The 12,426-nt window shown below is 56.9% G+C and carries 11 protein-coding genes; 9 read left to right on the top strand and 2 right to left on the bottom strand.

From position 1 onward, the window contains the following. Positions 1–150 precede the first annotated feature (150 nt). Positions 151–1,428, top strand: coding sequence for an HNH endonuclease (locus tag FB556_RS03065; RefSeq protein ID WP_170200343.1), 1,278 nt, complete (start codon positions 151–153; stop codon positions 1,426–1,428). A gap of 83 nt (positions 1,429–1,511) precedes the next feature. Here the strand turns inward: FB556_RS03065 and FB556_RS03060 are convergent, their stop codons facing one another. Both FB556_RS03060 and FB556_RS03055 read right to left on the bottom strand, forming a co-directional pair. After that, on the bottom strand, positions 1,512–1,715 hold the full coding sequence (locus tag FB556_RS03060; RefSeq protein WP_043055449.1) for a cold-shock protein: 204 nt from the start codon (positions 1,713–1,715) through the stop codon (positions 1,512–1,514). 467 nt (positions 1,716–2,182) lie between these two features. After that, positions 2,183–3,511 carry an aminotransferase class I/II-fold pyridoxal phosphate-dependent enzyme gene (locus tag FB556_RS03055; RefSeq protein WP_246057175.1) on the bottom strand — a complete coding sequence of 443 codons (1,329 nt, stop codon included), beginning with the start codon at positions 3,509–3,511 and terminating at the stop codon, positions 2,183–2,185. Between the two features lie 72 nt (positions 3,512–3,583). Between FB556_RS03055 and FB556_RS03050 the strand changes: the two genes are divergently transcribed. The 8 genes from FB556_RS03050 (at position 3,584) to FB556_RS03015 (ending at position 12,397) form a co-directional block, all read left to right on the top strand. Further along, positions 3,584–4,324: a YggS family pyridoxal phosphate-dependent enzyme gene (locus FB556_RS03050; protein WP_141864624.1), complete on the top strand. Its 741-nt coding sequence runs from the start codon at positions 3,584–3,586 to the stop codon at positions 4,322–4,324. A gap of 949 nt (positions 4,325–5,273) precedes the next feature. After that, positions 5,274–6,647, top strand: a complete 1,374-nt coding sequence (dnaB, locus tag FB556_RS03045) for a replicative DNA helicase (protein ID WP_141864622.1) — start codon at positions 5,274–5,276, stop codon at positions 6,645–6,647. 38 nt (positions 6,648–6,685) lie between these two features. Further along, on the top strand, positions 6,686–7,885 hold the full coding sequence (locus FB556_RS03040) for a pyridoxal phosphate-dependent aminotransferase (RefSeq protein WP_141864619.1): 1,200 nt from the start codon (positions 6,686–6,688) through the stop codon (positions 7,883–7,885). Positions 7,886–7,988: 103 nt separating this feature from the next. Continuing rightward, on the top strand, positions 7,989–8,186 hold the full coding sequence (locus FB556_RS03035; protein WP_141864618.1) for a CsbD family protein: 198 nt from the start codon (positions 7,989–7,991) through the stop codon (positions 8,184–8,186). 125 nt (positions 8,187–8,311) lie between these two features. Further along, the gene (locus FB556_RS03030) at positions 8,312–8,875 is read left to right on the top strand and encodes a YbhB/YbcL family Raf kinase inhibitor-like protein (protein ID WP_141864616.1); all 564 of its coding nucleotides are present in this window, start codon (positions 8,312–8,314) and stop codon (positions 8,873–8,875) included. 38 nt (positions 8,876–8,913) lie between these two features. After that, on the top strand, positions 8,914–9,630 hold the full coding sequence (locus FB556_RS03025) for a ubiquinone/menaquinone biosynthesis methyltransferase (RefSeq protein ID WP_246057174.1): 717 nt from the start codon (positions 8,914–8,916) through the stop codon (positions 9,628–9,630). A gap of 17 nt (positions 9,631–9,647) precedes the next feature. Beyond that, positions 9,648–10,211, top strand: a complete 564-nt coding sequence (locus FB556_RS03020) for a 2'-5' RNA ligase family protein (RefSeq protein ID WP_211343959.1) — start codon at positions 9,648–9,650, stop codon at positions 10,209–10,211. Between the two features lie 401 nt (positions 10,212–10,612). Then, a complete protein-coding gene (locus FB556_RS03015) occupies positions 10,613–12,397 on the top strand; it encodes an N-acetylglutaminylglutamine amidotransferase (RefSeq protein ID WP_246057173.1) in 1,785 nt (594 codons plus the stop codon). The last annotated feature ends 29 nt before the right edge of the window (positions 12,398–12,426 follow it).

Here is a 12,426-nt window from a genome sequence, read left to right as displayed (position 1 = left end):
GGGTCCGCCCCGGAGGCGTTTAACGAGTTGTTGCTGATGGGATGTACTTCCTTGGCGTGTCGCTGTGGATAAGCGCGGCGCTGACGGAGGTTATCCCCAGGCTCCATTGGCATGGCCGTGGTGATGGAAGGGCCTGGTTACGGTGGGAACATGACGACGATTCCAACATCCCAGGTCGAATATGTCACGGAGGCCTGTGACAACATCGAAGCGTGGGATCCCGCGGTTGATGAGGCTGAATGCATTGACCGGATCAGGGCGTTGGCGATCGGGAAATCTAGATTCGAAGCGGCGATGGCCCGTGAGACGGCTGACCTCGCTCGACGGCGCGCCCAGGCAGAGGCTGACCAAGGAGTTGTCGAAGCTGATCGGGGTAAGGGATTGGGCGCTGAAATTGGTCTTGCTCGAAAAGAGTCGCCCTCGCGTGGTGCGCGGCATCTGAATTTGGCGCGGGCATTGACCACTGATCTACCGCATACTTTCGACGCTCTACGGGAAGGGCGACTGAGCGAAGAACACGCTCAAGCAGTGGTCCAAGAGACTTCTTGGCTCTCCTCCGAGGATCGTCGCGAAGTTGATGTGATGCTCGTGGACAGGTTTGGTACGCTGGGGCCTCGAAAGCTTCGGGCTGAAGCTCGAGCCCACGCCCAACGTCTCGACGCGGCTGGTGCTGTTGAACATATCAACCGAGCCGTCGGCAGTCGTCGAGTTGGCGTGCGACCAGCACCAAATGGTATGGCGTATCTGACCGCTACGCTACCGACCCAACAAGCCGTTGGCGTCTATTCGAGCCTTCATCGAGATGCCTCGACCATGGTGGGCACCGGTGAGACCGAGGATCGCGATGGTCAGCCGCGGACCCGTGATCAGATTATGGCTGACCTGCTCGTGGAACGAGCCACCGGTCAGCAGACTGCTAAGGCTGTACCGGCCGAGGTTCAGTTAGTCATGACGCCTGAGACACTGTGCGGCTGGGATGACACACCCGCTTGGCTCTCCGGGCACGGACCGATTCCAGCACCGGTGGTTCGACAGTGGCTAGCGGACGAAACCATGGTGGCGTTCTTGCGGCGAGTTTTTACAGAACCCAAGACAGGGCAATTAGTAAGTTTGGAATCCACCGCACGAGCATTCCCTCTTGGATTGCGACGGAAGATTTTGCTGCGTGACGATATTTGTCGCACCCCGTACTGCGAAGCACCCATCAAAGAGGTTGACCATATCCACCCGGTTCGCCAGGGTGGAACGACCAGGTGGGACAACGCTTCCGGGCTCTGTGTGGCTTGTAACCAGACGAAAGAAAATAGGGGTTGGGAACACCGAGGAAATGGGCAATTCTTGCGGGTTACCACTCCAACCGGTCACCACTACACAGTAGCGACACCTGAGCTGCTCCCGGGCAGAGACATCGATCCTGAGCCACCGTAAAAGTGTTTGGACAGCAAAACGGCGGGGGTCCGACACAATATCTACTGATACTGTGCGGTCTCCCCCGCCGCGATGCTAAAAGTTTAGAGACCGCGAATGTTCGACGCCTGTGGGCCTTTTTGTCCCTGCTCGATGTCGAATTCGACCTTCTGGTCTTCTTCCAGGTTGCGGTGACCGCTGCCCTGGATAGCGGAGAAGTGTGCGAAAACATCGGCGGAGCCATCATCTGGAGCGATGAAGCCGTAGCCCTTGTCGGAGTTGAACCATTTGACTGTGCCTGTGGCCATTACGTCATTCCTTATTTCTTAGTGGTAGACCACGATTGTGGCCCGTGAGCCCGCGATGACGTCGCCAACGCGGAATTTTTGGGGGTCAGATCCTACCCTGCACATGATCGCAGCTGCGGTAACGTGCGGTAGCTATTGATGGAGCGGAGGAAATACAAGAGATCGGATATCAATCAGCGGTGAAATCACGCAAGATTATGATTCGCGATAAGTGCAACACGGCCAGATGGGCGGTGTTAGAGGTGATGCAGTGGTGAAGATAAAACCCAATTCGTTCAAAAGTCGTACATACCCGGGGATCCGGATTATTCATTCGCAGTCCAAGGACCACGACCGCTTTTCATCGTACACGGTGAAAACCGTCTCGTGAAGATACAAGCGACTTGAATACTAAGAACACCTTATCGCTTGATCCTCAGATTACCTAATCGAAGGATTAGATATCAGCTCACGGGCGAGTGCGACGGTCAGAGCACGGCGACTAAGTCCTCAACGAAGGTGGTGCGTTGGCCGGGTGTCAGCTGGTGAATCGTGACGCGAATGTGGTTTGCGGCGTCGTCGGTGTTATCAAGCGAGAACTCTGCTCCATCCCGCACCAGCCAGCCTCGTGCGGCCAGCGATTCAACTACTGGGGCAGCCGTTTTTTTCAGGTTGATCCAGACATTCACGCCATCGGCTGACAGGGCGGTGATCCCGACGGCTTCTAACGCGGCGATGAGTTCGGCGTTGGCTCGGGCGTATTCGGTCGCGGCATGAGCCAGTTGTGCCGGGGTATCCGGGTGGTTCGCCAGCAGGTAGGTGAGCCGCTGGAGCAGGTGGGAAACCCACATGGCCCCGGATCGGATGTGCGCTGCCAGCCGAGAGGCTGTCAGTCTGTCGGTTCCGACAATGCCGACGCGCAGGTCGGGGCCGAGGGACTTGGACACCGAGCGCACCAGGGCCCACCGCGGATGATTGTCCGGGGTGATAGAACGGTACGGGTGGTTGGAGACTTGCCAGAAGTGATCATCTTCGATGATCAGCACGTGCGGGTGGTCGGCCAGAAGTGCAGCGAGGGCTGCAGCACGAGGTGCGGAGATCACGGCACCGGTGGGGTTATGTGCCCGCGGCGTGACCACCAGTGCACGGATACCCTCATCTAGGGCGTGCTGTAGTCCTTCAACGGTGAGCCCCTCTGCATCGACAGGCATGGGCACTGGGCGATACCCGGCAGCCTGAGCCGTCTGAATGGTCGTTAGGAAACAGGGTTGTTCGAAACCCACAGCATCGCCGATGGTCAATGAATCGGCCAGTAATCGTTGCACTGCATCAGCTGATCCTGCGGTGATGGTCAGTTCGGCATGACCCACCTCTTCGGCGAGCATGGCCCGGGCCCAAGCGGCGAGATCGGGATCGATGACCGGCTGACCATACAGTACCGGTTCATCGGCCGCTAACTGCGCCAGGGCGTTGCCTGCAGAAGGCAACAGATCTGGGTCGGGATTTCCCGAGGCGATGTCGATCAGCCCGGGAACGTTCGAAAAGCCTTCCTGGGGGAGTGGTTGGAGGTCAACGATTTTGGTGCCAGCACGTCCCCGCGTGACGGCAACGCCAGCTTGCACCAGGAGCCCATACGCTGCGACGACGGTATTGCGGTTTACATCCAGATACTCGGCTAAGGCGCGTACAGGAGGAAGGCTGGCGCCCGGGGTCAGTCGGCCTGCATCCACCAGGTCGCGCACTGATTCTGCGATCTCGGCGGCGGTTTGAGCGGTAATGGAGGCGATCGGATCTGATATCGCAGACGACTGGGGCACCAAAACTCCTCAAATACCCTCCGCTACGAAGGATGAACGTTGACAGAATCTCTTCTATGTTACATTTTGGTCATGTCCACGCCTGAGAATACGCCACGCGTAGCCGTTACTGCAGAAGACTTCCGCCAAGCCCTGACTGAGGTTCAAGAAAAGATTGCTGCCGCCGCACAGCGAGCCGGTCGCGACGCCCGTGAGGTACGCCTCCTGCCGGTCTCAAAGACCGTCCCCGAAGAGCGAATTCGTGCCGCCCATGCCGCTGGCATCGAACAATTTGGTGAAAACAAAGTACAGGAAGCTCAAGATAAAGCTGCAGCAATGGCAGATCTGGGTATCCATTGGGCAATTATTGGGCCCCTACAGTCCAACAAAACACGCGAAGTTGCTGAATTCGCTCATGAATTTCAGGCGTTGGATCGCATACGGATTGCCCGGCGTCTCGACACTCAACTCAAAGAATATAACCGTACGTTAGATGTTTATGTACAGGTCAATGTTTCTGGTGAGGAAACGAAGTCTGGTCTTGAGCCTGGGGAAGTCGAAGAGTTCCTGGAACAGTTGGTGGGGTTTAGCGCACTCAACGTAAAAGGTCTCATGACGATGGCGCTTCATACCAATGATGAGGCAGTCATTCGGCAAAACTTTTCGGCGCTGCGAAGCCTTCGAGATGAGCTGTTGGATCGTCGTCCCGAACTCATCGGTGAGGGTGGCCTATCGATGGGGATGACGAATGATTATGAGATCGCCATTGAAGAAGGCGCAACAGTCGTACGTGTTGGGACCGCCATCTTCGGAGAACGCGACTACTCAAAGTAGATACGTTATCCACACGATTTCCCCACGAGTTACGCACATGGAATTCTGCGATATCCACAGAACCTGAGGTGCAATCCAACCTTGTCGCCAAGGGATTCTCCCCGCTCAGCCGACTGGGGATTCACTGTCGATAGATATCTGACGCTGAATGTTGACTTGACTTTGGCACTCGAAACCCCTGATACCGACTCTGGGCGGAACTGTGGGTTAGCCTGCAACGCATACGTTCGAAGCCTCAGGGACCCCTGGCGTTAGAGGGGTATACCGCCTATTTCAATCAAGTTATTGGGTGCAGCTGCGTGCTGGCCCGATGGCGAAGGATTGGTGAACAATTCCTTGTAGGAGTCTGGGCGCCGAGGATTCTACAGTTTCTTCTACCAAACTCGGTTTAATCCCATACCACCGCCAGGACGCTCTGTGTGAGCGATGAAACCAAGAGCCGCTTGAAATTTTCAGAACTTTTGAGCTTTAAATTTCGCCTCTTGCGACATGCCGGAAATCATGCGGAACTGTTCAGGAATGACACAAGTGTAGTTTACCCCCAACATGTGCAAAACTTGTGGATAACTTTCATTGTGGATGACAAGAAAGTTAAAATTCCTTAAATTCTCGGTTGTCAAATCTCGAATAATAGGGGTACAAATCCTCTTATCCACATCCTGTGGGTTGTAAAACACCTAGTCAGAGTGGGGTTTGTGGATACTGTGCATAAGCGTTCCACCGGTCATCCACAGTTTGTGCACATTGTGGGCAAAGTAATTCACAAGTTATCCACAGGTAGAGCCTTGACCTCTATTGATCCACAGCTTTTCGGCCGGTATCGTCTTCGGGTACTAGCCCGTAGCAGCCGATATTGGCATTAGGGGAAGAATGCGTGCATCGGCTGTTTCGGGCGCGAGGTTTGCAGCGTTCTGCTGGTAGGGCTGGGGGAGGGTACATTAACAGGACAATGGCTAAATTTAATGCAATGGAAACTGTCAATGGGGTCTCAGCTAATCCTCGCACTCCGCCACAAGATCTTGACGCAGAACGCTCTGTCCTAGGCGCGATGATGCTTTCAACCGATGCGATCGCTGAAGTATCGGAAATTCTGCGTCCGGTTGATTTCTATTCTCCTGGTCATGAGCTGATCTACACAGCTATTACGGATCTCTTTGCCGCTGGTGAACCAGCCGACGCGATCACCGTGACCTCCATGCTGGATCGGCGCAAAGAACTCTCCCGAGCTGGCGGAGCAGCCGAAATCCACACCTTGGTGCAAGCGGTGCCAACTGCGGCGAATGCCTCCTTCTATGCAGAGATCGTCGCCGAAAAAGCGATCCTGCGCCGCATCGTAAATGTGGGTGCCAAGATCTCTCAAATGGGCTTTAACGCCGAGGGCGAGGTCGAAGACATCGTCAATGAGGCCCAGGCAGAAATCTACAAGGTGGGCGAAAACCGCACGGGTGACGACTATGTCGCCCTCGGGGACATCCTGGCCGAAACTATCGATGAGATCGAAGCCGCCTCCACCGCAGGCGACGGCATTTCAGGCGTGCCAACCAACTTTGACGAACTCGATGAGCTGACCCAAGGTCTCCACGGCGGACAAATGATCGTCATCGCGGCCCGTCCTGCCGTTGGTAAATCCACCCTCGGGTTAGACTTTGCTCGCGCCGCAGCCATTGGTCACGGCATGACCAGTGCGTTTTTCTCGTTGGAAATGGGTAAAACGGAAATCGCTATGCGTCTGTTGTCTGCCGAGGCGACGATCTCCCTGCAGGATCTGCGCAAGGGGACGCTCGATGAGGGACAGTGGCGCAAGATGGCGCTGACTCTGCAAAAGCTCAACGAAGCACCTTTCTTCATTGATGACTCCCCGAATATGTCGATGATGGAGATCCGAGCGAAATGCCGTCGACTAAAACAGCAGCACGACCTCAAACTCGTGGTGCTCGACTATTTGCAGTTGATGAGCTCGGGTAAACGCGTCGAGTCCCGTCAGCAGGAGGTCGCGGAATTCTCGCGTGCACTGAAACTGTTGGCTAAAGAACTCGAAGTTCCAGTCATTGCGCTATCGCAGCTGAACCGTGGTTCCGAACAGCGTACCGATAAGCGTCCCCAGGTTTCGGATCTGCGCGAATCTGGATCGATTGAACAGGACGCCGATATGGTCATCCTGTTGCACCGTGAAGACATGTACGACAAAGAATCCCCGCGCGCTGGCGAAGCCGACCTGATCGTTGCCAAACACCGTAACGGTCCGACCAAAACCATCGAGTTAGCCTTCCAAGGCCACTACTCACGCTTTGCCAATATGGCACCCTCAGACGGCGGCTTCTAACGCCACCGTGTCACGGTGTGATTTGGCATACTGGGGGCATGGCAGCTTCACAGTTCTCTCCCAGTCGTCGTTCCGCAGTCGCACGTTTTCAAGTCATGGACATCGTCGGGGACGTCGACGCCATGAAAGCCCAAGGCGTCGACGTCATCTCGCTTGGCGCGGGCGAACCCAGCGGGGGCGCGCCCGCCGCCGTCAACCGCGAGGCCGCTCGGTTGCACAACTTGGACTCCCCGGTGTTCAACTACACCCCCTCGTTGGGGATCAAAAAACTTCGCGAAGCGATCGCCCGCCACTATAAAGATTGGTACGACCTCGACGTCGATTACGAATCAGTTGCCGTGATGACAGGCTCCTCGGGCGCCTTCGTTTCCAGTTTTATTGCCGCGTTTGACGTCGGCGACCGCGTTGGTTTGGCGCGACCCGGCTACCCGGCCTATCGCAATATCCTGCGTGCACTCGACGTCGACGTCGTCGACCTCCCCGCCGGGGTGGAAACAAATTTCCGGTTCAATGTGGACCGTCTCGCAGCATTTCACGCCGAACAGCCGCTCGACGGCCTGATCTTGGCTTCCCCCAATAACCCCACCGGTACGATGGTTCCCCGCGAAGATATGCGTCAGATCGCCACGTGGTGTGCAGAAAGTGGGGTTCGTCTGGTCTCGGATGAGATCTACCACGGCATTACTTACGGGGAGGATCGGGGCGCCTCGGCCTGGGAATTCGATCGCAATGCCATCGTCATCTCATCGTTTTCCAAATACTGGGGCATGCCCGGCTGGCGACTGGGCTGGATGCTGATGCCACAAGACCTGCAGCCGGCTGTTTCCGGATTGGCGGGGTCCATTTCGCTGTGCCCACCCGCGGCCAGCCAACATGCGGCCGTCGAGGCATTCAGTGCTGAAGCCTATGCCGAATCCGACGCTGAAGTGGCCGAATTTGCTCGGACCCGACAGCTGGTGTTGGACAATGTCGACCGGTTGGGCTGGCGCAATGCGGCACCGGCCGACGGCGCCTTCTATTACTACGCCCAGCCTTCCGCGAAAGTCCTGGCCCGCTACGGCAATACCGTGGCATATGCGGCCGACGTGCTTAAGAAAGCGCACGTTGCCTTGGTTCCGGGCGTGGATTTTGACGGCGTCGACGGCGACCAATACATTCGGATCTCCTTTGCTGCTGGCTACGATAACGTCGCCCGCGCGATCGAACGGCTCGTCGAGTTCGACGCGACCATTGATTAAAGCTGATAGTTGGCTCAAAGTTCACTGAAATCAGGTGACATTTCAAGTAAATGTCGTTAGCGTCGTTAACGAACCTGTCCCCGAGGAACCTAGAGGTGAATGTATGGGATTCGATGAAAAAGCAGATGCCATGAAAGATAAAGTCACTGGCAAGGTCAAAGAAGGCGCTGGCAAAGTCACCGGCGACGCAAAGACCGAAGGTGAAGGGAAAAGCCAACAGCTTCAGGGCAAGGTGAAAGAAGGCGTCACTGACGCCAAGGACAAAGCTAAAGGCTTTACCGAAGGATTCAAAAAAGACTAACGAACCATAGTTCGAGCAAAGAACCCGGATCGGCTGCGCACCGCGCAGACCCGCCCGGGTTCTTTGCTGTGCGGCTGGGTTAGGCTGTCAGATGCACCCACCGGTCTATAACGTAAAGGAGCACCATGGTTGATATCCAAGAACTCGAGCGCATAGGCAACGACAAATTCGCTCGCCTGGAAGAAGTCCCCGAATTTACCGTCACCTCCAACACCGTCAGCCAGGGCCAGGAATGGCCGATCGCCCAGTACTCGGGTGCGATGGGTGTACCCGGCGGCCGAGATATCTCTCCACACCTGGCCTGGGCCGGTGCCCCAGAGGGCACCAAATCCTACGCCGTGACCATTTTTGACCCGGACGCGCCAACCGGTTCTGGATTCTGGCACTGGTCCGTGGGCAACATCCCCGCCGACGTTACCGAGTTGGCCGAAAATGCCGGTGTCGCCGACGGCTCCGGCTTGCCCGAGGGTGCATTCCAGCTCAACCACGACGGCGGTGGCCGCGGCTTCATCGGTGCCGCCCCTCCAGCCGGGCATGGCGCGCACCGCTACATCATCACCATCCATGCCCTGGGTGTGGAAAAACTCGACATTCCCGACGATGCGAGCAACGCCTTCTTTGGCTTCAATCGCTTCGGCAACACCGTCGGTCGGGCTAGCCTGACCGTCTACGGCATCATTGAGGACTAAAATCTGCCCGCACACCGTGGGTGTTAGGCTTAGAGATTGTGACGACACATCATGCAGCCGTAGACGCCCACGGTGCCACCGTGGCGGATATGTTCGACAACATCGCCGACCGTTATGACCTGATGAACCTGGTCATGACCTGGGGCCAAGAACCCCGTTTTATTCGCGATACGGTCGACGCCGTCAAACTCGGCCCCACGCCCAAGGTCTTAGACATTGCCACAGGCACCGGCGACTTGGCCTTCGAAGCCGCTAATCAGCGCTACGGGGCTGAAGTCCACGGGTTAGATATCTCTACGCAGATGCTCGACGTCGCACGCACCCGCCCCGGCGGCGCAAATATTCACTGGGCCACCGGCGACGCGATGGACCTGCCCTATGCGGACAACACCTTTGACGCCGTCACCCACGGGTATCTGCTGCGCAACGTCACCGACATCGCCACAACCCTGGCAGAACAGTACCGGGTGCTCAAACCCGGTGGCATGATGGCGAGCCTTGAGATGTCCCCGGCCCCGCGCAACCTGGTCAAACCATTTTCCACCGCGTATATCAAATACGTGGTCCCGCGCCTGGCCAATACCATCACGCAAAATCCCGACGCCTATGAATACCTTTCGCGCACTTCGCGCGCATTCCATACGGCCGATCGCATCGAAGCCATGATGCAAGAAGCCGGGTTCGTGGCTACCGGCTACCGGTCCTACATGTTTGGCACCATGGCCATCCACTGGGCGCAAAAACCCGCCGAGTAACGAACCAGTGCAGTAGCGTGACACGGTATTTCATCGGCCTCATGGTCCCCACGCCCGTCCAGGACCATCTCACCGCACTGGCCGAGACCATTCAGGCATCCGTGTCTGTCGATCACCCGTCGACGGTGTCCTGGAATCATCCCGCCGACCTGCACTGCACACTCTTTTTTCTTGGCACGCAGGATGACGAGCACCTCCTCATCGACTCGATGACCGACGTCGCCACGCTGCTAGCCCCGGTCACACTCACAGCCGCGGGCGCAACGCACTGGCTGGGTCGAAATAGCCTGGCAGTACCGGTCACCGGAGCCGAGCGCCTGGGGACGATGTTCATTGACCGCATGGGTGAACTGTCTTCTGACCACCGGGCGCGATGGCGTCCGTTTCACGGGCATGTGACGCTCGGTCGGGTGCGGCCAGTCCCGCGCGCGGCAGATGATGTCTTCGGGGGTCATGAGCTGGAGGCTATCATCTGGCAGGCCCGCCAGGTACAGCTTGTTAAAGGAACTTCCGGTCCCGGTGAGCGTCGCTACCAGGTGGTGGCCGAAGCCCTGCTGGGTGGCATCGCGCCTGACGATTAACGCTGTTCGTCAGCGACACGCCACAACACATTCGTTTTCCGTTGTAGGGCTCGGTGACCCGCATTTTCCGATACTGACCTCGGAGAATCCGAAACTCAGTCGCTTGCCTATTCGGGGCTTTTCAGCGTCTACACAAGATTCATCAGCCAATCACTCAGGGGTTGTGGTTAGCGTGAGTTCAGTAAACAAAATTTAACGTATTGCGCTTACACCACGCGCCATCCGAGTCTTGACTGTGGATGCCGAGGAACTCTCAGGAAAACATCAGCTCACGAAAACTAGTGACCGAGATTTCGCGACTGTTAGCGTCGAAGATCAAGAGCTCACAATAAATTTCTGCGTGAAACACACAAAATTTAACAACGAAGAACATCTATACCGATCAGTGGGGTAGAACTTTTATGTTGTCTGCTATTGCAGGAGAAGTTGCTTTCAAGGGAGCGCGAGCCGAGGAAAAACCAGTACACACGATGCTGCAGCACCTGGCTAACCACAACGGCCAGGAACCAACCGTGATACAAAACGGTTGGCTGGCATTCGGCCAAGTACGCCTCGATAGGCCAGCACCTTCGGCTAAGGCACCCGGACCACTCATCGATGAGGATCACGAAGTGGCCGTCGTATTTGATGGACGGATTCTCAACCGTGACGAGTTGTGCACCGAGTTGGCTGCCGACTACCGGTTCCGCACCGACTCGGATGCCGAAATCGTGCTGGCAGCATATCACCGCTGGGGCACAGATTTCGTTCAGCACCTGCACGGTCACTTCGTCATCGTGCTGGCAGATCAGCGCCGTCGTCGAGTGATCCTGTCCCGAGATCGGTTGGGCGCCAAACCGCTATATCTGGCACACGCCAACGGCCGGTTGCGCTTCGCCCCGACCCTACCTGCGCTCGTTGCAAGCGGCGGCATCGACACCACGATCGATCAAAACGCGCTGCATCACTACATGAGCTGGCACTCGATTGTGCCCGCACCGCGCACGCTCGTCAGCGGGGTTACGAAACTGCCACCCGCGACCATGCAGGTCATCGATGCCGATGGTCAGACCGATGAGACCATCTACTGGCAGCCGGACTACGCTCGCAGTACCAGCCGGTCAGACTGGAGCGACCGGGACTGGCATGACGCCATTCGCCAGTCGTTGGAGACCGCTGTGCAACGCAGCATTGTCTCCAAAGATCACATGGGCGTGTTGCTGTCCGGCGGCCTGGATTCCAGCCTGCTGGTGGCACTCCTTGCCGAGGCCGGCGTTCAGGATATTGCGACCTTCAGTGTTGGCTTTGAAGGAGTAGGGGATCAAAGCGGTAATGAGTTCGTCTACTCAGACCGCGTTGCCGAGGAATTCGGCACTGATCATCACACGCTGAAGATCGGCACCGACGAACTGTATGCGGCAGTGGACGACGCCATCGCAGCAATGACTGAGCCGATGGCCAGCCACGACGTGCCGGCATTCTATTTACACTCCCAAGCCGTCGCCAAACACACCAATATGGTGCAATGCGGTCAGGGCGCCGATGAAATTTTTGCAGGCTACCGCTACCACCGTGCCGCCGACGGCGTGGATCGCCAGGAAGTCCTACCAACCTTCTTAGAGGCTTTTGAAGACCATAACCAAGACGACCTGGCGGGCATTGTGAACCCCGAGTGGTTGGCCCCATCGGACGTCAGCCGAGAACTGCTCGCCGAATATTTAGCCGAGCCCGGAGCGCAAACTTCGATAGACGCCGTGCTGCGCCTTGAGACACAGTTGATCCTGGCCGATGACCCGGTCAAACGCGTGAGCAACATGTCTATGGCTGCCGGTCTTGAGGCCTTCTTGCCGTTCCTTGATCACGAATTCGTTGAACTGGTGATCACATGTCCCACCGAGTTACGGACCGACCAGGGCGGCAAAGGTATTTTGAAAGACATCGGCCGTGAGCTCCTACCAAATGAAGTGATTGACCGGCCAAAAGGGTACTTCCCGGTGCCGGCCTTGAAACATCTCCAAGAGCCCATACTGTCGCAAGTCACCGAAGCGCTCCAGGCCCCAGAAGCTCGGAAGCGCGGACTGTTCCGACAGGATTTCCTCGACCAGTTATTAGCAGAACCCAATGAGCATTATGTTCCGACAGGCGGCAACTTGTTGTGGCAAGTCGGGTTGTTAGAAATGTGGTTGCAACGTCACGGTTTGGGATAACGCGACGAATCGAAGGTTTCCTGTTGTTG

The sequence above is a fragment of the Enteractinococcus coprophilus genome (assembly GCF_006716305.1).
Taxonomy (GTDB): domain Bacteria; phylum Actinomycetota; class Actinomycetes; order Actinomycetales; family Micrococcaceae; genus Yaniella; species Yaniella coprophila.
Note: the sequence above shows the minus strand (reverse complement) of the source record. Positions and strands in the feature narration are given on the sequence as shown.

Excerpts from the sequence above, each read along its gene's own strand:
- FB556_RS03065 (WP_170200343.1), top strand. The coding sequence starts at position 151 with ATGACGACGATTCCAACATCCCAGGTCGAATATGTCACGGAGGCCTGT.
- FB556_RS03060 (WP_043055449.1), bottom strand. The coding sequence starts at position 1,715 with ATGGCCACAGGCACAGTCAAATGGTTCAACTCCGACAAGGGCTACGGC.
- FB556_RS03050 (WP_141864624.1), top strand. The coding sequence starts at position 3,584 with ATGTCCACGCCTGAGAATACGCCACGCGTAGCCGTTACTGCAGAAGAC.
- dnaB (WP_141864622.1), top strand. The coding sequence starts at position 5,274 with ATGGCTAAATTTAATGCAATGGAAACTGTCAATGGGGTCTCAGCTAAT.
- FB556_RS03040 (WP_141864619.1), top strand. The coding sequence starts at position 6,686 with ATGGCAGCTTCACAGTTCTCTCCCAGTCGTCGTTCCGCAGTCGCACGT.
- FB556_RS03035 (WP_141864618.1), top strand. The coding sequence starts at position 7,989 with ATGGGATTCGATGAAAAAGCAGATGCCATGAAAGATAAAGTCACTGGC.
- FB556_RS03030 (WP_141864616.1), top strand. The coding sequence starts at position 8,312 with ATGGTTGATATCCAAGAACTCGAGCGCATAGGCAACGACAAATTCGCT.
- FB556_RS03015 (WP_246057173.1), top strand. The coding sequence starts at position 10,613 with ATGTTGTCTGCTATTGCAGGAGAAGTTGCTTTCAAGGGAGCGCGAGCC.